This is a genomic window from Streptomyces sp. NPDC060028 (genome assembly GCF_042736725.1).
In the GTDB taxonomy this organism is placed as follows: Bacteria; Actinomycetota; Actinomycetes; order Streptomycetales; family Streptomycetaceae; genus Streptomyces.
Genome location: NZ_JBHWVJ010000107.1, coordinates 1 through 22,025 on the forward strand (window position 1 = coordinate 1; position 22,025 = coordinate 22,025).

The 22,025-nt window shown below is 72.6% G+C and carries 20 protein-coding genes; 11 read left to right on the forward strand and 9 right to left on the reverse strand.

Translation table 11 applies throughout. From position 1 onward, the window contains the following. Positions 1–615, reverse strand: a 615-nt coding sequence (locus ACFWBF_RS33330) for an adenosylcobinamide-GDP ribazoletransferase (RefSeq protein WP_385608381.1), incomplete at its 3' end; no start/stop codon positions are given. Between the two features lie 85 nt (positions 616–700). On the opposite strand from ACFWBF_RS33330, the gene ACFWBF_RS33335 reads away from it, so the two are divergent. Beyond that, entirely contained in the window at positions 701–1,477 is a 777-nt protein-coding gene (locus ACFWBF_RS33335; protein WP_385608382.1) for a hypothetical protein, read from the forward strand. Positions 1,478–1,496: 19 nt separating this feature from the next. Here ACFWBF_RS33335 and ACFWBF_RS33340 read toward each other — a convergent pair whose 3' ends face one another. Then, positions 1,497–1,775 carry a hypothetical protein gene (locus tag ACFWBF_RS33340; protein ID WP_385608383.1) on the reverse strand — a complete coding sequence of 93 codons (279 nt, stop codon included), beginning with the start codon at positions 1,773–1,775 and terminating at the stop codon, positions 1,497–1,499. A gap of 14 nt (positions 1,776–1,789) precedes the next feature. Further along, on the reverse strand, positions 1,790–2,584 hold the full coding sequence (locus tag ACFWBF_RS33345) for a PspA/IM30 family protein (protein ID WP_385608384.1): 795 nt from the start codon (positions 2,582–2,584) through the stop codon (positions 1,790–1,792). Positions 2,585–2,838: 254 nt separating this feature from the next. On the opposite strand from ACFWBF_RS33345, the gene ACFWBF_RS33350 reads away from it, so the two are divergent. Next, on the forward strand, positions 2,839–3,447 hold the full coding sequence (locus ACFWBF_RS33350; protein WP_385608385.1) for a DUF3043 domain-containing protein: 609 nt from the start codon (positions 2,839–2,841) through the stop codon (positions 3,445–3,447). 101 nt (positions 3,448–3,548) lie between these two features. Next, complete coding sequence (locus tag ACFWBF_RS33355; RefSeq protein WP_385608386.1) at positions 3,549–4,256, forward strand: class I SAM-dependent methyltransferase; 708 nt, start codon at positions 3,549–3,551, stop codon at positions 4,254–4,256. 82 nt (positions 4,257–4,338) lie between these two features. Here ACFWBF_RS33355 and ACFWBF_RS33360 read toward each other — a convergent pair whose 3' ends face one another. Continuing rightward, complete coding sequence (locus ACFWBF_RS33360; protein ID WP_385223152.1) at positions 4,339–4,551, reverse strand: hypothetical protein; 213 nt, start codon at positions 4,549–4,551, stop codon at positions 4,339–4,341. 104 nt (positions 4,552–4,655) lie between these two features. Here ACFWBF_RS33360 and ACFWBF_RS33365 point away from each other — a divergent pair, with 104 nt between their 5' ends. From ACFWBF_RS33365 to ACFWBF_RS33385, 5 genes are all read left to right on the forward strand, one after another. Then, positions 4,656–5,861, forward strand: coding sequence for a bifunctional adenosylcobinamide kinase/adenosylcobinamide-phosphate guanylyltransferase (locus tag ACFWBF_RS33365; protein WP_385608387.1), 1,206 nt, complete (start codon positions 4,656–4,658; stop codon positions 5,859–5,861). A gap of 89 nt (positions 5,862–5,950) precedes the next feature. Beyond that, a complete protein-coding gene (cobT, locus tag ACFWBF_RS33370) occupies positions 5,951–7,015 on the forward strand; it encodes a nicotinate-nucleotide--dimethylbenzimidazole phosphoribosyltransferase (protein ID WP_385608388.1) in 1,065 nt (354 codons plus the stop codon). Between the two features lie 86 nt (positions 7,016–7,101). Further along, on the forward strand, positions 7,102–8,970 hold the full coding sequence (locus tag ACFWBF_RS33375; protein ID WP_385608389.1) for a phosphatidylglycerol lysyltransferase domain-containing protein: 1,869 nt from the start codon (positions 7,102–7,104) through the stop codon (positions 8,968–8,970). Next, positions 8,967–9,692: a hypothetical protein gene (locus ACFWBF_RS33380; protein ID WP_385608390.1), complete on the forward strand. Its 726-nt coding sequence runs from the start codon at positions 8,967–8,969 to the stop codon at positions 9,690–9,692. Before ACFWBF_RS33375 ends, ACFWBF_RS33380 begins: the two co-directional genes overlap by 4 nt. Positions 9,693–9,721: 29 nt before the next feature. Continuing rightward, on the forward strand, positions 9,722–10,951 hold the full coding sequence (locus tag ACFWBF_RS33385; RefSeq protein WP_385608391.1) for a sensor histidine kinase: 1,230 nt from the start codon (positions 9,722–9,724) through the stop codon (positions 10,949–10,951). Between the two features lie 30 nt (positions 10,952–10,981). Here the strand turns inward: ACFWBF_RS33385 and ACFWBF_RS33390 are convergent, their stop codons facing one another. The 5 genes from ACFWBF_RS33390 to ACFWBF_RS33410 all read right to left on the reverse strand — a co-directional run bounded on the left by ACFWBF_RS33390 (position 10,982) and on the right by ACFWBF_RS33410 (position 17,670). Continuing rightward, entirely contained in the window at positions 10,982–11,842 is an 861-nt protein-coding gene (locus ACFWBF_RS33390; RefSeq protein ID WP_385608392.1) for an endo alpha-1,4 polygalactosaminidase, read from the reverse strand. After that, complete coding sequence (locus ACFWBF_RS33395; RefSeq protein ID WP_385608393.1) at positions 11,839–12,489, reverse strand: spherulation-specific family 4 protein; 651 nt, start codon at positions 12,487–12,489, stop codon at positions 11,839–11,841. Before ACFWBF_RS33395 ends, ACFWBF_RS33390 begins: the two co-directional genes overlap by 4 nt. Positions 12,490–12,513: 24 nt before the next feature. Next, positions 12,514–14,040, reverse strand: coding sequence for a hypothetical protein (locus ACFWBF_RS33400; protein WP_385608394.1), 1,527 nt, complete (start codon positions 14,038–14,040; stop codon positions 12,514–12,516). Next, positions 14,037–15,551, reverse strand: a complete 1,515-nt coding sequence (gene pelF / locus ACFWBF_RS33405; protein ID WP_385608395.1) for a GT4 family glycosyltransferase PelF — start codon at positions 15,549–15,551, stop codon at positions 14,037–14,039. Before pelF ends, ACFWBF_RS33400 begins: the two co-directional genes overlap by 4 nt. A gap of 91 nt (positions 15,552–15,642) precedes the next feature. Further along, the gene (locus tag ACFWBF_RS33410) at positions 15,643–17,670 is read right to left on the reverse strand and encodes a hypothetical protein (protein WP_385608396.1); all 2,028 of its coding nucleotides are present in this window, start codon (positions 17,668–17,670) and stop codon (positions 15,643–15,645) included. Between the two features lie 356 nt (positions 17,671–18,026). Between ACFWBF_RS33410 and ACFWBF_RS33415 the strand changes: the two genes are divergently transcribed. The 3 genes from ACFWBF_RS33415 to ACFWBF_RS33425 all read left to right on the forward strand — a co-directional run. Then, the gene (locus ACFWBF_RS33415) at positions 18,027–19,559 is read left to right on the forward strand and encodes a leucyl aminopeptidase (protein ID WP_385608397.1); all 1,533 of its coding nucleotides are present in this window, start codon (positions 18,027–18,029) and stop codon (positions 19,557–19,559) included. 320 nt (positions 19,560–19,879) lie between these two features. After that, positions 19,880–21,268 (forward strand): dihydrolipoyl dehydrogenase, encoded by a 1,389-nt coding sequence (gene lpdA / locus ACFWBF_RS33420; protein ID WP_385608398.1) that lies wholly within the window; start codon positions 19,880–19,882, stop codon positions 21,266–21,268. A 53-nt stretch (positions 21,269–21,321) separates the two neighbouring features. Further along, positions 21,322–22,025: biotin/lipoyl-containing protein (locus tag ACFWBF_RS33425; RefSeq protein WP_385608399.1), on the forward strand; the 704-nt coding region annotated here is incomplete at its 3' end.

A 22,025-nucleotide genomic window follows, 5' to 3' on the forward strand; every position in this document is an offset into this window, starting at 1 on the left:
GGCCAGCGCCGAGAGCGCGGCGGCGGCGCGCGGGACCACGCCGGCGACCGCCGCGCCCAGGCCCCCGGGGCGGGCCGGCGGGACCCCGTCGCGGGAGGCCAGGGTCATGGCGAGCCGGGCGGTGACGGCGGCGACCACGGTGGCGAGGGCCCCGCGGAACCAGCCGTCGGCGTACGCGTTCGACAGGGCCGCGACCTGGATCAGCAGGGCGAACAGGAGGGTGACCACGCCGAAGGGCCCGATGTCGGACTGCTTCATGATGCGCAGCGCCTCGTCGGCCGGTTTGGCGCTGCCCAGCCCGTCCGCGGTGTCGGCGAGGCCGTCCAGGTGCAGGCCCCGGGTCAGGGCCGCCGGGACGGCGACGGTGACGGCGGCGGCGAGCAGCGGGCCGCCGCCCAGGAGCAGCAGGAGCACCCCCGCCGCCGCGGCGAGCAGCCCCACGACCAGCCCGGCGAGCGGGGCGCAGGCCATGCCGGTACGGGCGGCCGGGCGGTCCCAGCGGGTGATGCGGGCGGGCAGGACGGTGAGCGTGCCGAAGGCGAAGCGGAGCCCGTCGCACAGCGAAGCGCGGTCCGGGGGCGGCGTCAGCAGCGGACCGTCGTAGGAATCAGTCATCCGCGCGAACGCTACCTGCTCACGCCGGACGGTAAGTTACCCATTACGTGCCAAATGGGGAGCTGCCGAGCAGGGAGTCTGCGGTATGGGTCACTGGTGGTATCGGAACATCGTCGAACCGGGGAAGCTGCCGCTGCTGCTCGCCCTGCTCGCGTTCGTGACGTCGTTCCTGGTCACCCGTATGATCACCCGGCTGATCCGGGCCGGCAAGGGCCCCTTCAAGAACGTCACCCCGGGCGGTCTGCACGTCCACCACGTGGTGCCCGGCGTGATCCTCGTGATCATCGGCGGATTCGGATCGGTCGGCAGCGGCCGGCACGGCTTCGGCGCGGGGCTCTCGGCCGTGGTCTTCGGGCTGGGCGCGGGGCTGGTGCTGGACGAGTTCGCGCTGATCCTGCACCTGGACGACGTCTACTGGAGCGAGCAGGGCCGCAAGAGCGTGGAGATCGTGGTCCTGACGGCGGCGCTGGTGGGGCTGGTGCTGGGCGGCTTCCTGCCCTTCGGGGTCAACGACCTGAGCACCGACGAGCGGCACAGCCGCGGGCTGGTCGTCATAAACACCGCGACCAACTTCTTCCTGGCCCTGATCGCGCTGTGGAAGGGCAAACCGCGCACCGCCTTCTTCGGCACGGTCGTGCCGTTCGTGGCGCTGATCGGCGCGGTCCGCCTGGCCCGGCCGGGTTCCCCGTATGCGAAGCGGTTCTACGCGAACCGCCCGCGGGCCCGGGCCAGGGCCGGGCTGCGGGCCTTCCACCACGACCGCCGCTGGGCGGCGCCGCGCCGGAGGTTCGAGAACTTCATCGGGGGGACCCCGGACCCGGAGCGGGTCCCCCTCGGCGGCGAGAAACCCCCCGGGCCCTGACCCGGGGCCCGCCCCGGGCTCAGCCCGGGATCAGCCCGTCGTCGCTGAGCATGTCCTTGACCTCGTCCAGACTCGCGCCGGGACCGGGGAGGATCAGCTCGGACGGCTCCAGCGCGTCGTCGGGCAGCGGTTCGCCGAGCCGCCGTACGGCTTCGAGCAGCTCGCCCAGCGTGCGCCGGAAGCCCTCCTCGTCGCCGCTCTCCATCTCCGCGAGCAGGTCGTCATCCAGCTTGTTGAGCTCGGTGAAGTGGCTGTCGGCCAGCTTCACCTGACCTTCCCCCATGATGCGGACAATCATGACGGGCCCCGTCTCTACTGCTTGTCGAACCGGTGCTGGGTCTGCGCCTGCCGGTCGGTGCCGGGGGCACCGCCCTCGATGGCCTGCTGCTGGGCGGACGGGCCGCCCGCCAGCTCGGCCTTCATGCGCTGGAGCTCCAGCTCCACGTCCGTTCCGCCGGAGAGGCGGTCGAGCTCGGCCTGGATGTCGTCCTTGGAGCCGAGGCCGCTCTGGTCGTCGAGCGCGCCGGAGGCAAGCAGCTCGTCGATCGCTCCGGCCCGGGCCTGCAGCTGCGCCGTCTTGTCCTCGGCCCGCTGGATGGCCAGGCCGACGTCGCTCATCTCCTCGGAGATGCCGGAGAAGGACTCCGCGATCCGGGTCTGCGCCTGGGCCGCGGTGTAGGTGGCCTTGATGGTCTCCTTCTTGGTGCGGAAGGCGTCCACCTTGGCCTGCAGTCGCTGCGCGGCGAGGGTGAGCTTCTCCTCCTCGCCCTGGAGGGTCTGGTGCTGCACCTCCAGGTCGCTGACCTGCTGCTGCAGCGAGGCACGGCGGGACAGGGCCTCGCGGGCCAGGTCCTCGCGGCCCAGGGCGAGGGCCTTGCGGCCCTGGTCCTCCAGCTTGGAGGACTGGCCCTGGAGCTGGTTCAGCTGCAGTTCCAGGCGCTTGCGGGAGGTCGCCACGTCGGCGACGCCGCGGCGCACCTTCTGCAGCAGCTCAAGCTGCTTCTGGTACGAGTAGTCAAGGGTCTCGCGCGGGTCCTCGGCCCGGTCAAGGGCCTTGTTCGCCTTCGCGCGGAAGATCATCCCCATACGCTTCATGACACCGCTCATGGGCTTCGCGCGCCCCCTTCTAGACGGACTTCGCTCCAGGTCACCAACAGGACCCACAGTACGGGGCCTGTCTCTATTACCGCACTGTTCGAGTGCGGATGCGCTCCTCCTCCAGGACGACTACGCACCGTCCGTGTCAGGCGTAAGGAGTAGGTGCTTCCCCGACGGGCGTGAACACCTCGCACAGGGAAGACGCCCGCCGTTGCCGGATCGTTCCCCGCCGGGGTGGGGCCCATGCCGACGACCACGTACCCTTGGGTTTTGTGTTTGGTAGCCGCTCCTCCAAGGAAGAGAAGGCCGCCGCCACCGACAAGGTGAGCGCCGACCTCTCGCAGCCCCGTGACCCGCAGGCCCCGAAGGGCCGCCCGACGCCGAAGCGTGCTGTGGCCCAGTCGCAGCGCAAGGCCGTGGTGGCCTCGACCGGCAATCGCAAGGAGGATGCCAAGCGAGCCCGTGAGCGCCGCCGTGAAGAGATGGCGAAGCAGCGCGTGGCACTCGCCAATGGCGACGAGCGTTATCTGCCCGCCCGCGACAAGGGTCCCGTACGCAAGTTCGTGCGCGACTTCGTGGACTCCCGCTTCTCCGTCGCCGAGATGTTCCTGCCGCTGGCAGTGATCATCCTGGTGCTCAGCATGGTCCGCGTGCAGTCGATCCAGTCCATCGCGCTGATGCTGTGGCTCGGCGTGATCGTCCTGATCATCCTGGACTCCATCGGCCTGGTGTTCCGCCTCCGCAAGGCGCTCACCGAGCGCTTCCCGGACGAGCCGCGCCGCGGAGCCATCGCCTACGGCCTGATGCGCACCCTCCAGATGCGCCGGCTTCGCCTCCCGAAGCCGCAGGTCAAGCGCGGGGAACGGCCCTGAGCCGAAGGACGCCCGGAGCGCCGGGGGAAGGCTTCTCCGAAGGAGCCCGGCTGTGGCTCGAGGGACTCGGCGGACTGCGCAACGCCGTCCGCCAGGAGCTCGTGGGCCGGCAGGTCGACGAGCAGATCGCGCAGCGCTTCCCGGTCGGGCAGCGGCTGCGCGTCCTCGACGTCGGCATGGGCCAGGGCACGCAGGCGCTGCGCCTGGCCCGCGCCGGGCACAAGGTGACGGGCCTGGAGCAGGACCCCGGCATGCTGGAGGTCGCCCGCGAGGCGCTGGCCGAAGAGCCGGCCGGGATCCGCGACCGGGTCCGCCTGATGGAGGGCGACGGCCGCGAGACCGGCGCCCACTTCCTGCCGGGCAGTTTCGACGTGGTGCTGTGCCACGGGGTGCTGATGTATGTCCCCGAGCCGGACGCCATGCTCGCCGGGCTGGCCCGGATGCTCGCCCCTGGCGGGCTGCTGTCCCTGCTCGTGCGCAACGGCGACGCGCTCGCCATGCGGCCGGGCCTGGGCGCCGACTGGCAGGCCGCGCTGGCCGCCTTCGACAACATCGACTACACGAACCGGCTGGGCCTGGACGTACGGGCCGACCGGCTGGCCGGGCTGACGGCCACGCTGTCCGGGATCGGGGCCCCGCTCCAGGCCTGGTACGGCGTACGCGTCTTCACCGACGGGACCGAGGCCGGCGAGCAGCTCCCCCCGGACGAGGAGCTGGAGCGCCTGCTGGCCGCCGAGGACCGGGCCGGGCGGACCGACCCCTACCGCGGCGTCGCGGCCCTGCTGCACCTGTGCGGCGTACGGGGCTGATCCCGGACACGCGAAAGCCCGGACACACGAAAGCCCGGACCCCCGGTGGGGGCCCGGGCTTCTTCGCGGGCGCCGTCGGCCCTCAGGCCTCCAGGGCCGCGCGCAGGCTCATCGTGTAGAGCTCGACGCCGCTGTCGTCGGACAGCTTCACCTGCTCGGTGCCGCCCTCCAGGAGGTCCTTCCAGTACTCACCGACCCAGGACTCGGCGTCCCCCTGCGTGGTGAACTCTTCCGGTACCACCGACGGGGTCGTCTCGCTGCCATCGGCCGCCTCGAACCGCCACGTCCACGCCATGTCCGCCTCCGTTGCTCGTCAGCTGCTCGCACGCTTCTCGCCTTGAGTCTGCCCGCAGAGTAGCCGGGCGCGCACCACTCTCGGCGACGCGGGAGGATCATCCTGTGGAACTCACTCTGCTCGGCACCGGCACACCCGAAGGACTGCCCCGCCCCGGCTGTCCCTGCGCCGCCTGCGCGGTGTCCGTCGGGGCCCGGACCCGCGCCGCGACCTCGGTCCTCGTGGACGGGGCGCTGCTGCTCGACCTGACCCCCGGGGCGGTGCTGGCGGGCGCCCGCGCGGGGCACTCGCTGGCCGGCGTACGGCAGGTCCTGCTGACCCACCCGCACGACGGTCCCCCGGTGGAGCTGCCGCCGGGGCTGCCGGCCGCCGGGCGGGTACCGGACGGCCGGGAGCTGTCGGTGATCTCCGGGCACCGGGTGCGGGCGGTGGCGATGGACGCGCCGGGCACCGGGTACGAGGTGACGGGCCCGGACGGCAGCAGGCTGCTGTACCTGCCGCCGGGCGGGGCGCCGGCGGGGACGAACGGGGTCGCGCAGCGCCCGTACGACATGGTCCTCGCGGACGTGCCGGGCCGGCCCGAGGCACTGGCGCGGCTGCGAGCGAACGGTGCGATCGGCCCGGCCACGGACGTGGTCGCCGTACACCTGGACCACGACACCCCGCCCGGCGCCGAGCTGGAACGGCGCTGCGCGGCGGCGGGGGCCCGCGTCGTGCCGGACGGGACCACGGTGGTGGTGGGCGCGTACCACCCGGCGCCGGACGTGCCGCGCCGGACGCTGGTGCTGGGCGGGGCCCGCTCGGGGAAGTCGTACGAGGCCGAGCGGCGGCTGGAGTCCTTCCCGGAGGTGGTCTACGTCGCCACGAGCGGCACCCGCACGGGGGACCCGGAGTGGGCCCGGCGGGTCGGACAGCACCGGGAGCGGCGGCCGGGCGCCTGGCGGACGGTGGAGACCTGCGAGCTGGCTCCGCTGCTGGCGGACGCGGCGGGACCGCCGCTGCTGATCGACTGTCTGGCGCTGTGGCTGACCGACGCGATGGACCGGGCCGGGGCCTGGGACGACGCCGTCTGGGCGGGCGGCGGCCGCAAGGAGCTGGCCGAGCGCACCGCATCGCTCGTGGCGGCGGTACGGGCGACCCGGCGCACGGTGGTGCTGGTCAGCAACGAGGTGGGGGCGGGCGTGGTCCCGGCGACCCCCTCGGGCCGGCGCTTCCGCGACGAACTGGGCCGGCTGAACGCGTCCGTGGCCGCCGAGTGCGAGCACGTCCTGCTCCTGATGGCCGGCCAGGCGGTGCCGCTGAAGGGCTGACGCCCGGGTCGCGGAGCGGTGCTCCGCCCCGGGCACCGCGCCCCCGGGCCGGGCTTGGGGAGGGCCTTACCGGCTGTACGCTCTGGCAGATGACCACGCTGAATCTCGACGACTTCTCCGATCTGATCGAGCGCCCCGACGGGGGCGTCCGTCGTGATGCCGAGGAACGCCGTGAGCGGCTGGCCGTGCCGACCGGGGCGCTGGGGCGGCTCGACGAACTCGCGGAGTGGCTCGCCGCCGCGCAGGGGCGGGTGCCGGTCACGCCGATCGGGCGCCCCCGCGTCGTGCTGTTCGCCGCCGACCACGGGATCGCCTCCGAGGGGGTTTCCGCCCGCGCCGCCGGCAGCGCGCACGAGCTGGTCCGGGGCGTGCTCGACGGGACCAGTCCCGTCGCCATCCTGGCCGGGCGGCTCGGCGCCACCGTACGGATCGTCGACGCCGGTCTGGACTGCGAACCGGGGCTGCTCCCCGAGGACATCACCCGCCACCGCGTCCGGCGCGGCAGCGGGCGGATCGACGTCGAGGACGCGCTGACGGCCGAGGAGGCCGAGGCCGCGCTGCGGCTCGGGATGCGGATCGCCGACGAGGAGGCCGACTCGGGCACGGACCTCGTCGTCCTCGGGGACCTCAGCGTCGGCGGGACCACGGTCGCGGCGACGCTGGTGGCGGCCCTGTGCGGGACGGACGCCTCAGTCGTCACCGGCCGTGGCGGCGTGCCCATCGACGACCTGGCCTGGATGCGCAAGTGCGCGGCGATCCGCGACTCGCTGCGCCGGGCCCGCCCGGTGCTCGGCGACCAGGTCGCCCTGCTGGCGGCCGTCGGCGGCGCCGACGTCGCCGCGATCACCGGCTTCCTGCTCCAGTGCGCGGTGCGCCGTACCCCGGTCATCCTCGACGGGATCGTCTCGGCGGCCTGCGGACTGGTGGCCCAGCGGGCCGCGTTCCGGGCTCCGGACTGGTGGCTGGCCGGGCAGGCCAGCGGCGAGCCGGGCCAGGCGAAGGCCCTGGACCGGATGGCACTCAACCCTGTGCTCGACCACGGCGTCACTGTGGGAGAAGGAACCGGGGCATTGCTGGCACTCCCCCTGGTCCAGGCAGCCGCCGCACTCGCGGCGGAACTGCCGGAGCGGGCGGCGGACGAGCTGACGGAATGAGCCACCGGGGCCTGCGGTCCTGACCAGGCTGTGGTCCCCCCGGACAGGCCCACCATGGACGGCGACGCCCCATATCATCGCTTTTCATGGGAGAGGTCCGTTTGACCAGCGTAGAGACCGACCGGAAGACCGACCGCACGGCCGGTGGGACACCGAACGCCAGGAAAGAGACCGGCGGCGACGCCGGCAGGACGGGAGGCGGCCGGGAGACCGGCGGCGAAAGCCCCCGGTCGAGGCGCGCGGCCGCCTTCGCGGTCTGGTACCTCCGCGCCGTCACCTTCGTCAACTTCCTCAGCGCGGTGTGGTTTTCGCTCGGGCAGGACCTGCGCAGCCACAACACCGGTGACTTCTACACCCCGTACCTGCTCGCGCCCGGCTTCGCCCCGGGCCTGTTCTCGCTGCTGCTCGCGGTCACCATGCGCCGCCGCAAGCGCGCCGCGTGGGTCCTGAACACGGTGCTGAGCGGGATGACGCTCGCCGTGTTCGTGTACGCCTTCAGCAACCCGGACTACCCGGAGATGCGGGAGCACGCGCAGAACTGGGTCTCGCTCGGCATGACCGCGGCCTTCGTCGGCGCCCTGCTGCTGGGCCGCCGCGCGTTCTACGCCAAGGGCGACCGCTCCAACCCGGCGCTCGCCACCGCCGTCGCCTCCATCGGCCTGCTGGTCACGTCGCTGACCGCGGCCCTGCTCGTCGGGGCCTCGAACATCGACCCCAACCGCGCCGAGGCCACCTTCCTGGCCCGCTGGCGGTACGGCGTGATGCGGCTGATCACCCTGGCCCCCGACGAGAAGATCAGCAGCGCGATCACGACGCCCGGCTGGGTGGACGTCTTCATCAACGTCATGTCGACGCTGCTGCTGATCGCCGTGCTGTTCGCGGCCTTCCGCTCGCGGCGCGCCGTGGACCCCCTCACCGAGGACGACGAGGACCGCCTGCGGGCGCTCCTCGCCAAGCAGGGCGACCGGGACTCGCTCGGCTACTTCGCGCTGCGCCGCGAGAAGTCCGTGATCTGGTCCCCCACCGGCAAGGCCGCGGTCACCTACCGCGTCGTCGGCGGGGTCTCGCTGGCCTCCGGCGACCCGATCGGCGACCCCGAGGCCTGGCCCGGCGCCATCGAGCCGTGGCTGGCCGAGGCCCGCGAGCACGGCTGGGTGCCGGCCGTGATGGGCGCGAGCGAGGAGGCCGGGCAGATCTACGCCCGGCACGGGCTGGACGCGCTGGAGCTCGGCGACGAAGCGATCGTGGAGACCGCGGAGTTCACGCTGGAGGGCCGCGCCATGCGCACCGTCCGCCAGGCGTACAACCGCGTCAAGCGGGCCGGGTACACGGTCCGGATCCGCCGGCACGCCGACATCCCGGCCGAGGAGATGGACGTACTCCTCAAGCGGGCCGACGACTGGCGCGACGGCGCGACCGAGCGCGGCTTCTCGATGGCACTGGGCCGACTGGGCGATCCCGGCGACGGCCAGTGCGTGATGCTGGAGTGCACCGACGGCAAGGGCGATCTGCGCGCCGTGCTGTCCTTCGTGCCGTGGGGACCCAAGGGCCTTTCGCTCGATCTGATGCGCCGTGACCGGGATTCCGAGAACGGCCTGATGGAGTTCATGGTCATCGAACTCCTGGAACGCGCCAAGGAGATCGGCGTCACACAGGTCTCGCTCAACTTCGCGATGTTCCGCTCCGTCTTCGAACGTGGGTCGAAGCTCGGTGCCGGTCCGGTGCTGCGGATGTGGCGCTCGCTGCTGAGCTTCTTCTCGCGCTGGTGGCAGATCGAGTCCCTCTACCGGGCCAACGCCAAATACCGGCCGATCTGGGAACCGCGGTTCATGCTCTTCGAGAAGAGTTCGGACCTGCTGCGGATCGGTATCGCGGCGGGCCGGGCCGAGGGGTTCCTGGAAGCCCCCGGCCTGCCGAAGTGGATGCACCGCAGACATCTGGAGAGCAAGCGTTGACGACTGCCTCACTGCGGCGGTTCGCCCGCCGCGAGTGGGGGCCCCTGTTCTGGACCATTCGGGACGCGCTCGTCCACGAGAAGTGGCGGGCGGTCCCGATGACCCTCGGCGCGGTCTGCCTGACCTCGGTCTTCCAGATCGTGCAGAACACGTCATGGGGCTTCCAGCCGGTCCAGAACCTCGGGTCGGTCAAAGCCGTCGACCCCCTCTGGCTGGCCCTGCTGCGAACCCCCCTGTCGCTGTTCGTGCCGGCGCTCGACCTGCCGGTGTGGGGGGCGCTCGTGCAGATCCTGCTCGTCTTCGGCATCTCGGAGATCTGCATCGGCTGGTGGCGCACGCTGCTCATCGGCTACGTCGCCACCCTGGCCGGGACGACGTACGCGCGGATCGGGCTCTCGCTCGGCGCCGACCACCCCTTCGGCCTGCCGCTGTCGGACCGGATCGTCAACGACACCGGCCCGTCGGCGGCGGTCGTGGGCCTCGCCATCTACGTGTGCTGGCGGTACCGGGCCTATCTGACCGGGTCCGTGGTGATCGTGGTGATGATCGGCGAGCTGCTGTTCAAGGACAATCTGGCGGGCAAGGAACACCTCGCGGCCATCGCCGCGGTCATGGCGGTGTGCTTCGTCCGCGCCAAGTGGGGGCCCGAGCGCTCCCGCACCCCGCTCGGCCGGCGCCCCCCGCCCGCGACCGCCCCGCTGCCGCCGCCTCGGCGGGACTGAGCCCGTCCGCGGGGCCGTACCGTATCCGGGTGACGACACACCTCGGGCCGCTGGCCCCCACGCGGCAGTGGCTGCGGGCCCATCCGCTCGCCACCGACGCCGTGCTCGCGCTCGGGGCGCTCGTCTCCATGGTCGTCGGCTCCTTCGCCGACCCGCACGGGCCGCACGGCCCCACCTTCGGCACCCGCACCCCCGAGCCGTTCTCCCTGCTGCTGATGCTGCTGGGCGCCGCCGCGCTGGTGTTCCGGCGCCGCCGGCCGCGCACCGTGCTCGCCGTGACCTGCGCACTGTCCCTGGCGGAGCTGACCACCGGCGAGCCGCGGGCGCCCGTCGCCATGTGCGCGGTGATGGCCCTGTACACGGTGGCCGCGCGCACCGACCGGCCCACCACCTGGCGGATCGGCCTGCTCACGATGGCCGGGCTGACGGGCGTCGCCATGCTGGCCGGACCGCTGCCCTGGTACGCACAGGAGAACATCGGCATCTTCGCCTGGACCGGCATGGCCGCGGCGGCCGGGGACGCGGTGCGCAGCCGGCGGGCCTTCGTCGACGCCATCCGGGAGCGGGCCGAGCGCGCCGAGCGGACCCGGGAGGAAGAGGCCCGGCGGCGGGTCGCCGAGGAGCGGCTGCGCATCGCCCGGGACCTGCACGACGTGGTGGCCCATCACATCGCCCTGGTCAACGTGCAGGCGGGGGTCGCCGCACACGTCATGGACAAACGCCCGGACCAGGCCAAGGAAGCCCTGGCCCACGTACGGGACGCCAGCCGCTCGGCGCTGAACGAGCTGCGCGCCACCGTCGGGCTGCTCCGCCAGTCCGGCGACCCGGAGGCGCCGACCGAACCCGCGCCGGGGCTGGCCGTGCTGGACGAGCTGGTGGACACCTTCCGGCACGCCGGGCTGCCGGTCCAGGTCATCGTCCAACTGGGCCGGGACCGCGATCCGCTGCCCGCCGCGGTGGACCTGGCGGCGTACCGGGTGATCCAGGAGGCGCTGACCAACGTGCGCAAGCACGCGGGGGTGGAGGTGCGCGCCGAGGTGAGCGTGGTCCGCGTCGGGGCCTCGGTGGAGGTGACCGTGCTGGACGACGGCGGGAGCGGCGCGGAGCCCGCGCCCGAGGGGCCCGCCGACGGCGATGAGGGCGGCGGCCACGGGCTGCTCGGCATGCGCGAGCGGGCCGGCGCCCTGGGCGGCTCCTGCTTCGCCGGGCCCCGGTACGGCGGCGGCTACCGGGTGCACGCGATCCTGCCGGTGGCCTGAGGCCGGCGCGCCCCCGCCTCCCGCCCCCTGCTACGGCTTGGCGGTGGCGGTGGCGGGGCAGACCTGCCGCCAGACCCCCAGCTCGGTCTTCTTCTGCAGCGAGCTGAGCCGGGCCGCCTGCGAGCGGGCGCACCACTTCCCGATCCGGTTCTCGTACTCCACGTGGAAGACGGCCTTCCCCGCTTTCACGAACGGGTCGAGCAGCCCGCACTCGTCGTGGTCCATGCACTCCTCGTTGACCGCGAAGTCGAAGTCCCCCACCAGCTGCGGGATCTGGTCCAGGTCGTTCTTCAGCCCGACCGACAGGCCCCGGTCGTGGGTGAGCTTGGCGATCAGCCGGTTGTACCGCAGCTGGTCCTCGGCGGTGAGCGGGAAGCCGGACTTGTTGGCGTAGCCGTCCATGTTGTCGGGCTCCACCGCGTCGAAGCCCTTGTCCCGGCACATGTCGATCCGCTTGGCCATCAGCGGCTCCAGCTCCGCGAGCCGCCTGATGTCCAGCCAGCGCTCGCCCTCCCAGCCGTTGCCCTCGCCCAGCATCGAGGTGGGGAAGTCGGCGGCGTCCGGGCGGAAGTCCTCCCAGGCCCCGGTGGAGAGGTAGCAGATGGTCCTGCGGTCGGCCCGCTTGAGCGTGGCGACCTGCTCCTTGGTGGTGTTGAACCCGTCGACGTCGTAGACGGCCGCCTTCACCGAGGTGTCGAGCTTGCCGGTGAGCTGCCACTGCCAGCTGACGCCGGGCCGGGGCTGCCAGCGCTCGCCGGGCGCCGGAGCGAGCGACACGTCGTCGGGCCCCTCGTCGGGCCCGTCGTCGTCGGACCCCCCGCCGGTACAGGCCGCGAGCAGCAGCAGCGGTACGAGGAGCAGCAGTCGGCCGCGGGGGAACGAGCGCTTCATCCGGCGGCCTCCAGGGCGTACGGGAGGGTCCCCCACGGGTGTGCGCCGGTCCCGGGGACCGCGCAGTACACCCCCGCCCGCCGCTGCTCGGCGAGTTCGGCGGCCGGGGCGTTCGGCGGGACGGCGTAGACGAGGTGGCAGAACCGCTGGGCGGGATGGTCGGCGGTCCAGGGCGGCACGGCGGCCGCGTCCCGGTAGGCGTCCCACGGCCCCTCGAAGGTGACGAGCAGGTCGGCGAGGTCGGCGTACTCGGGGTGCGGGTGCACCCCGTGGTTGAGGACGAGGGTACGGGCGCCCGCGGCGCGGGCGGCTATGGCGAGCCGCCCGTAGTGGGGCAGGGCTTCGGGGTCGGAGGAGACCTGGTCGAGGAAGGCCCCGTCGGCCCCGTACCAGTCGCGGTGGCGCAGCAGGTCCTGGACGACGGCCGCGTGCGGGCGGCGCCCGTAGTCGGTGTCGGCGTACCCCAGGACGGACACCCCGGCGTCGCGCAGCCGCTGCGCGACGACGGCGAACCGCTCGTCGGGGGCGTTGCCCGGCCCGCTGTCGGGGTTGAGCACGACCGAGTGCAGCCGGCCCGCGGAGCGGATGAGCCGCTCCCAGGCGTCGGGCCGGTCGGCGGGGTGCTCGTAGAGGGGCACCAGCAGCATGTGGTCCTTCTTCGGGTACGGAGGTCAGCGGTGGGCGGTCGCCCGGCCCAGCAGCAGGCAGACCAGGGCGGCGAGGACGGCCGCGGCCGCACCGGCCACCACCAGCTGGACCACGCGCGGCTGCCCCGCTCCGGCCAGCAGGGCCAGGCTCTGCACGACGGCCGCCGAGGCGCAGACCGTCGCGGCGGGCCGGACCGCCCCGAACGACTGGAGGAGCAGCCCGGTCCACATCACGGCGCCGAGGAGCAGCAGGGTGGCGACGCGGATCCCGGTCAGGCCGGGGGCGCCGGGCCAGAGCAGGGTGCCGGCCAGGCCCAGGGCCAGCAGCACCGCCAGGTAGGCGGCGAGGCACCGGGCCAGGGTGGTGAGCATGCGCAGCCGGAAGGCGTGCGGGGAGCGGGCGGCGCGCAGCCCGGCCAGGCTGCCGCTGCGGAAGCGGTGGAGCAGCCATTCGGCGGGGCCCATGCTGAGGGTCAGCGCCACCGCCGAGGGGGCGGCGACGGCCTCGGCGGGGCCGCCGGCGAGGACTTCCCCGAGCGCGGCGTACAGCACGAGCAGGCCGGTGCCGAGGCCGAAGACCCCGTACGGCACCGACTCCCCGAGGCGGGGCCCGCGCGGTGCGAACTCCTCCTCGGCGCCGCGCAGCATCCGCCAGCGCACCGGTCCCCGGCCCGGCCGGCGCTGCGTCCAGCCCCGGATCCGCCGCGCGGCGGCCCGGGTCCCCTGGGCCACCGGCAGTTCCCGTACGGCCAGCGCGCAGGCGGCCAGCAGGGAGACCACCAGCAGTCCGACGCGGATCCGGACGGGCAGGTCGGTGAAGAAGACCAGCACCGATCCGGCGGCCATGGGGGCGAGCGCGCCGAGCAGCAGCCGTTCCCGGCCGAGGACGAGCAGGACCGTGGCTGCCCCGACGTACAGGGCCTGACCGGCGGCGAAGGCGTACGAGAACGGCGGCCCGCCGGGGACCGTCAGCGCGGCGGCGGTCCCCAGCAACGCCCCGGCGGGGGCCCCGGCGAGCAGGGTCCGCCCGGCGGCGGCCCGGTCTCCGAGGCCGAGCCAGGAGTACGCGCGGTGGGACAGGGTCTGGTCCCAGACCCAGCCGATGAGGGCCCCGGCGAGCAGGGTCAGGGTCCCGGCGGGCAGTCCCAGCCGGTCCTTGGGGCCCTCCAGCAGGGGGGCGCCCAGGACGTAGGCGAGGCCGGGGAGGGCGAAGACGACCCCGCGCAGCAGGCAGGCGGTGAGGGAGACCTTCCAGGGGTCGGGGGTCTCCTCGGGTTCCGGGAAGGAGCGCGGCACCCGGGCGTACAGCTCCTCGGCGAGGCCGAAGGAGTCGTGGCGGCCGTAGGTGAGCCTGATGTGCTCGTCGGTCATCCCGTCGGATTCCAGGATGGCGGCGATCTCGTCGGGGTGGACGGCCGCGGCGATGAACCCGCCGAGCCGGTCGGCGAGTTCGTCCATCGGGTCCGTTGCGCCGGTCGCGGTGCGCCGGGGGCGCGGGATCGCGGGCAGCGTGTCGCCGCCCGGGACCCTGAGCCAGAGGGATCCGCTCACCACAGGCTCCCGTCGGCGGCCAGTTCGCGGTACCAGGGGTCGGCGACCCGCTGGGTCCAGTCGTCGCCCTCGTGGACGGGCAGCACGGGCTGGCCGGCGAGTTCGCGGTAGATGTGGCGGAAGCCGTCCACGGACTGGTGGAGGGTGAACTTCTCCACGACCCTCTTGCGGGCCATCCGGCCCAGCTCGGCGCGGCGTTCGTCGTCGCGCAGCAGGGCCAGGGTGGCGCGGGCCATGGTCTCGGGCTCGCGCGGCGGGACGACGAGGCCGGTGTCGCCGACGGCCTCGCGGACCCCGCCGACGTCGGTGGAGACCGTGGTGCGGCCGCAGGACATGGCCTCGATGATGCTGAACGGGAAGCCCTCGCTGATGGAGGAGAGCATCACGATGCTGCCGGCCGCGTACGCCCGGGAGACCTGCTCGATGCGGCCCTCGTACGAGATCCCGTCGCTCACCCCCAGTTCGGCGGCGAGTTTCTCCAGGCGCACCCGGTAGTCCTCGCAGCCGGCCGGGACCGGGCCGAAGAGGCGCAGCCGCAGGGCGGGCAGCTCCACGCGCATGAACGCGTAGGCGCGGATGAGGGTTTCGAGGTCCTTGATCGGGTCGATGCGGCCGCACCAGCTGAGGGTGGGGACCTCGGGTTCGGGGCCCGCCTCGGGGAAGGCGTGCGGGTCGACGCCGTTGTAGACGGTACGGATCCGCTCGGAGTCGGCGCCGCCGCGCTCCTCCCAGCGGCGGTTGTACTGGTTGCACGGGGTGATCAGGTCGGCCTGCCGGTAGCCCTCGGTGTTGAGCTCGCGGTAGAAGCCGAGCAGGAGTGCCTTGACGGGCCAGCGCTGGGCGGCGCTGCGGTAGCCGAGGTAGCGCTCGCGCAGGTAGATCCCGTGCTCGGTGAGGAGGAAGGGGACCCCGTCGACGTGTTTGGCGGCGAGGGCCGGAAGGGTGGCGAGGCCGCTGCTGACGGCGTGCGCGACGCTGTCGGGCGGGATCCGCACGCAGAGCGGGCGCAGTGCGTGTTCGAGCAGGTCGGTGGCGGTGAGCGCGTCGTGGATGGTGGGCTCGGCGGCGGCGGTGAGCAGGCCGGGGCGGGTCCACAGGCTCATCAGCAGGCGCAGGGCGGACTCGGAGCGCAGGGCCGGTGCGAGCCGCCCGGCCCGGGCGAGCAGGGCCATCTCCCGCAGGGCTTCGGAGAAGCCGCCGTGAGCGGGATCGAGCAGCGAGAGCAGGAAGGAGGCGTAGGTGTCGGTGAAGCGGCGGTGGGCTTTGCCGCGCAGGGCCCGGAGCAGTCCGCGGGCGGGCGGCGGGCCCCACAGCGGAACGGCGGTGTGCCGGTAGACGTTGCGTGGCAGTTCCCAGGTGACCGGCTCGCGTCCGGAGCCGGTCAGGGCTATGACGTTGAAGTCGACCTCCGGCATGCCGCGTACCAGCTGGTCGCACCAGGTGCTGACGCCCCCGTGGACGTGTGGGTAGGTGCCTTCGGTGAGCATGGTGACATGACGCCCATGGCTCATGTGGTGTGTCCCCCCAGGACGGAAAAGGGGCCGGCGCCCGTGGTGTGGCGGAGCGCCGGCGCCAGGTGACTCGTGGCGGCTTGCGGGTCGGTCAGCTGGGCAGCTTGAGCGTGACGGCGCTCTGGAGCAGCTCGGGCGAGGTCCAGGCGGAGCGGGTCGCGGCGTAGGCGGTGCCGAAGTCCGCGGTTCCGAGCAGGAGTTGCTTCTTGGTTCCGGTGGGTGCGGTGACCGGGGCCACCACGCCGGCGGGCGCCTTGACGGTGACGGCCGTGCCGATGCGGTAGGCGGTGACCTTGTTGTCCGCGATGGCCTTGTCCCAGGCCGCGCGGCGGCCGAGCTCGACGCCGGTGTCCTTCATGCTCTGGTTGACGATCGGCGCGCTGGGTGCGTAGAGCGAGCGGTAGGTGTCGAGGACCTGGTTGAGCACCGGGTAGAGGGTGCGGTCCTCGGCGAGGTTGCTCTGGTGGACGTAGTGCGGCCGCGGGTCGTTGGCCAGCACGTGGCGCAGGGCGGTCCGGGCCTCCTGCGGGACGACGTAGTCCAGGTAGCCGGTGTTGGTGTCGAGCGCGGCCGGCAGGCAGGTCGAGGTCACCGGGTTGTCCTCGCAGGCGCCGCTGCCGCCGGCAGCCCTGCTGGTGTAGATCCAGTTGTACTCGTCGGCCATCTCCGCGTTGGTGCCCGTGTTGTAGTACACGTTCATCGGGTAGCGCGGGACGGTGAGGGCGGCGCCGACCGGCCGCTGCGCCGGTTCGCGGGAGTTGTCGCTGCCGGCCCACTTGACGCCGTTGTCCGCGAAGGCGCCGGCCAGGTTGGGATTGTCCTGGCCCTGCTGCGGGAGGGTCTTGAGGCCGGAGTGCTCGCCGGTGACGATCTCGGTGCGGTCGGTGGTGATGCCGTGGGAGGCCGCCCAGTTGTTGTTGTCGCGGATCTGCGCGGAGATCTCGGTCCGGCTCATCCAGTTGATGGCGCCCTGGGCGGACTTCGTGCACGTCCAGGGGGTGGTGGTGGTGTCCTGGACGCAGCCGAGGAACGGGTGCGTGTAGGTGTGGTTCATCCAGCGGTACTTGGCCCGGTCGGCCACCAGCTGGGCCGTCAGGGCGTCGGTGCCGCCGTTCTCGGTCTTCCACTCCTCGCCGGCGCCCGCGTTGAAGAGCATGTCCAGCTTGAAGCTCTTGGCGGTCTGCCACTGCGCCGCGTACTGGGCGTCGGCGGCGGTCATCCGGATGGTGCTCTCCTTGCCCTCGCCGCCCGCGCAGGCGTAGTCGCCGGGCGTGCAGTTGAGGCTCTTGTCCCAGCGGGCGTCCGGGGCGAAGACGTCGTCGACGTGGACCGCGAAGTAGTTGCGCTCCTGGCCGAGGTGGACGCCCTGGGTGAGCCACTCGACGATGCCGCGGGCGATCAGCCGGAACTGCTGCTGGTACTGGTTGTAGCCGAAGGTGACGACCAGTTCGCTGCGCCCGTCGTGGGCGTACTCGCCGACGAGCGAGGCCCGTCCGGCGCCGACGGGGGCGTCGAGGTAGCTGGTGTAGCCGGTGCGCGGCTTGCCCATGAACCCGTAGCTCTCGGGTACCAGGGCCGAGTTGTCCTCGAAGGTGACCTGGCCCCCGAGGTAGCCGAAGGGCCCCGCCTTTCCTGCCGCGGTGACGGTGGCCGGGGTGCCGTCGAGCGTGCCGCTGTAGCCGCCGTTGTCGGTGTACTCCAGGCCGACGCCCGGGTGGGCCCAGGTGTAGGCGTCCACCTGGCGGATCCCGTACGTCGTCTCGTACGCGGTCAGCGCGGCCATCTCGGCCGAGCCCTCCCCGAAGGGATTCTCGTTCGGCAGGACCACCCCCTGGAACTTGGCGCGCGGCCGGCCGTCGACCGTGTCGCTGAGGTACGCCGCGTTGATGACCGGGCGGCCGCTGCTGCCCAGTTGTACGCGGGTGAACGGCACTCCGGTGTCCCGGAGCTCCGCGGTGATCGCCTCGACCGAGCTGCCGCCGTCGTCGACGACGAGCACCTTCAGGTCGATGCGTGGTGCCGTGACCGCCTGGGCGGTCACGGCGGGTGCTGCGACGGACACCAGGGCTGCCGCTGCGCACACGGCAGCGACCCTGTTCATCCGGTTCTTGTTGACCATGTCGGCCTTTCCCCCCGCAGGCATCCCCCGACTTCGGCCCTGTGGCGGTCGGCCGGGTCGGGGAGGCTCTGTGGAAATCATGCAAAGGGACCCCGCGTCCCCTTGCGAGAGTGGCTCGAGTCTCTCGGACCTCGTCAGGTCTAAAGGGCAAACCTGGAACAGAGGCCACAGATGGGTGAACCTGCTACCCCGATGCTCGAACAACTTGCCAAACCTTCGAGTGACGTACGGACGAGTCCGTACGCGTACGCTCATTTCTGGCGGCCGTCGGGCCGGATTACGATCGCTGCGGAGCGGCCGGCGACCCCGACGCGACCGCAGCCCACACATACAAACGGAAGCGAGACTTCACCACCGTGACTGCTCTGACTCTCAGCACTGCCGGCGCGGCGACGCTGCGCGCCGACGCCCTCGTGGTCGGCGTGGCGAAGGGCCCGAAGGGGCTCGTCGTGGCCGCAGGCGCCGAGGCCGTGGACAAGGCGTACGACGGAAAGCTCGCCGCCGTGCTCGACGCGCTCGGCGCCTCGGGCGGCGAAGGCGAGACCACCAAGCTGCCCGCCCCGGCCGGCCTCAAGGTCCCGGTCGTGCTGGCCGTCGGTCTGGGCCCGGTCCCGGAGCAGGACGAGTCGTACGACGAGGAGGCGCTGCGCCGCGCCGCCGGCTCCGCAGCCCGCGCGCTGCACGGCGCCAAGAAGGCCGCCTTCGCCCTCCCCCTGGACGACGCCTCCGCCGTCACGGCCGTCGCCGAGGGTGCGCTGCTGGGCGCGTACGCCTTCACCGCCTACCAGGGCGGCGAGAAGAAGGCCGGCAACAAGAACGGCGGCCCGAAGCTGCCCCTGGCCGAGATCGCCCTGCTGGGCGCCAAGCCGCGCGACAAGGAGCACAAGGCCGCGGCCGAGCGCGCCACGGTCGTCGCGACCGAGGTCAACATCGCCCGCGACCTGATCAACACCCCGCCGAACGACCTCACCCCCGAGGCCTTCGCCGCGGTCGCCTCCGCGACCGCGAAGGAGAACGGCATCAAGGTCCAGGTCCTGGACGAGAAGGCTCTGGTCAAGGGCGGCTACGGCGGCATCATGGGCGTCGGCAAGGGCTCCGAGAACCCGCCGCGCCTGGTGAAGCTGTCCTACACCCACGCCAAGGCGGAGAAGACCCTCGCCTTCGTCGGCAAGGGCATCACCTACGACTCGGGCGGCATCTCCCTGAAGCCGGCCGGCCACAACGAGACGATGAAGTGCGACATGTCCGGCGCCGCCGCCGTGTTCGCCGCCGTCGTCGCGGCCGCCAAGCTGGGCCTCCAGGTCAACGTCACCGGCTGGCTCGCGCTCGCCGAGAACATGCCGTCCGGCTCCGCCACCAAGCCCGGTGACGTGCTGCGCATGTACAGCGGCAAGACCGTCGAGGTCCTCAACACGGACGCCGAGGGCCGCCTGGTCCTGGGTGACGCGCTGACCAGGGCCTCCGAGGAGAACCCGGACGCGATCGTCGACGTCGCCACCCTGACCGGTGCGATGGTGCTGGCGCTCGGCGACCGGACCTTCGGGATCATGGCCAACGACGACGCCTTCCGCACCACCATCCACGAGATCGCCGAGGAGGTCGGCGAGGCCTCGTGGCCGATGCCGCTCCCCGAGGACCTGCGCAAGTCCATGGACTCCCCCACCGCCGACATCGCCAACATGGGTGTCCGGATGGGCGGCGGCCTGGTGGCCGGCCTCTTCCTCCAGGAGTTCGTCGGCGAGGGCATCACCTGGGCCCACCTCGACATCGCGGGCCCGGCCTTCCACGAGGGCGCGCCGTACGGCTACACCCCCAAGGGCGGCACCGGCTCGGCCGTGCGCACCCTGGTGCGGCTGGCCGAGCGTACGGCCACGGGCGACCTGGGCTGAGAAGGCCGCAGACGCACCTCATGTGAGACGTGACGCACTCCGGGCCCTGGTCGAACACTCGACCGGGGCTCGCGGTGCGCTCGGGATGTGTTCACCTACAACGAAATCCGTAGGTTTCTACGCAGCGGTAACCCTTACTTCGGGCAGATCGGTCTGCCACATGACGGGCCCGGCGTCCCGCGTTCCCCCGACAAATGCGAAGATGGGTTCTCGGCAGGACAGGGCCCCCACCACAGGGCCGAAGAAGCAAGCGGCCGATCACCAGCCGCCGCCCGGTCACAGAGGACCGGTGCCCGGCGCACATGCATGGAGGACGTGACGTGGCGAACGACGCCAGCACCGTTTTCGACCTAGTGATCCTCGGCGGTGGCAGTGGCGGTTACGCCGCGGCGCTGCGCGCATCCCAGCTGGGTCTGGACGTTGCCCTGATCGAGAAGAACAAGCTCGGCGGCACCTGCCTGCACAACGGCTGCATCCCCACGAAGGCTCTGCTGCACGCGGGCGAGATCGCGGACCAGGCTCGCGAAGCCGCCCAGTTCGGTGTCAAGGCCTCCTTCGAGGGCATCGACATCGCGGGGGTCCACAAGTACAAGGACGAGGTCATCTCGGGCCTGTACAAGGGCCTGCAGGGCCTGGTCGCCTCCCGCAAGGTGACCTACATCGAGGGTGAGGGCCGCCTCTCCTCGCCGACCTCCGTCGACGTGAACGGCCAGCGCGTCCAGGGCCGCCACGTCCTGCTGGCGACCGGCTCCGTGCCGAAGTCGCTGCCCGGCCTGAACATCGACGGCAACCGCATCATCTCCTCGGACCACGCGCTGGTCCTGGACCGCGTGCCCCAGTCCGCGATCGTCCTGGGCGGCGGCGTCATCGGCGTCGAGTTCGCCTCGGCATGGAAGTCCTTCGGCACCGACGTCACCATCGTCGAGGGCCTCAAGCACCTCGTCCCGGTCGAGGACGAGAACAGCTCGAAGCTGCTGGAGCGCGCCTTCCGCAAGCGCGGCATCAAGTTCAACCTCGGCACCTTCTTCGACAAGGCCGAGTACACCGAGACCGGTGTCCGGGTCACCCTCGCCGACGGCAAGTCCTTCGAGGCCGAGGTGCTGCTGGTCGCCATCGGCCGCGGCCCGGTCTCGCAGGGTCTGGGCTACGAGGAGCAGGGCGTCGCGATGGACCGCGGCTACGTCCTGGTCGACGAGTACATGCAGACCAACGTGCCGACCATCTCGGCCGTCGGTGACCTCGCCCCGACCCTCCAGCTCGCGCACGTCGGCTTCGCCGAGGGCATCCTGGTCGCGGAGCGTCTGGCCGGTCTCAAGACCGTCCCGATCGACTACGACGGTGTCCCGCGCGTCACCTACTGCCACCCCGAGGTCGCGTCCGTCGGCATCACCGAGGCGAAGGCCAAGGAGATCTACGGCGCGGACAAGGTCGTGGTCCTGAAGTACAACCTCGCGGGCAACGGCAAGAGCAAGATCCTCAAGACCGCGGGCGAGATCAAGCTCGTCCAGGTCAAGGACGGTGCCGTGGTCGGCGTCCACATGGTCGGTGACCGGATGGGCGAGCAGGTCGGCGAAGCCCAGCTGATCTACAACTGGGAAGCCCTGCCGGCCGAGGTCGCGCAGCTCATCCACGCCCACCCGACCCAGAACGAAGCGCTCGGCGAGGCCCACCTGGCCCTGGCCGGCAAGCCGCTTCACTCCCACGACTAATCGTCACGGGCGCGACGACCACTTCCGCACATTCGTTAGGAGCAACTGAAACCATGTCGGTTTCCGTAACCCTTCCGGCGCTCGGAGAGAGCGTGTCCGAGGGCACTGTCACCCGTTGGCTGAAGGCCGAGGGCGAGCGCGTCGAGGCCGACGAGCCGTTGCTCGAGGTCTCGACCGACAAGGTCGACACCGAGATCCCGTCCCCCGTGTCGGGCATCCTCGCGTCCATCAAGGTCGCCGAGGACGAGACCGTCGAGGTCGGCGCCGAGCTGGCCGTCATCGACGACGGCTCCGGCGCCCCGGCCCCGGCCGCCGCTCCGGCCGCCGAGCCCGCTGCCGCACCGGCCGCTCCGGCTCCGGTCGCCGAGGCCCCCGCGGCCCCGGCTGCCGCTCCGGCCGCCGAGGCCCCCGCCGCCGCTGCCCCCGCCGCGTCCGGCACCGATGTCGTGCTCCCCGCCCTGGGCGAGTCCGTCACCGAGGGCACCGTCACCCGCTGGCTGAAGCAGGTCGGCGAGTCCGTCGAGGCCGACGAGCCGCTGCTCGAGGTCTCGACCGACAAGGTCGACACCGAGATCCCCGCCCCGGTCGCCGGCACCCTGCTGGAGATCCTGGTCGGCGAGGACGAGACCGCCGAGGTCGGCGCCCGTCTGGCCGTCATCGGCGTGGCCGGCGCGGCCCCCGCGGCCGCCCCGGCCGCCGCCGCCCCGGCTCCGGTCCAGGCTGCCGCTCCGGCCGCCGCCCCGGCTCCGGTCGTGGC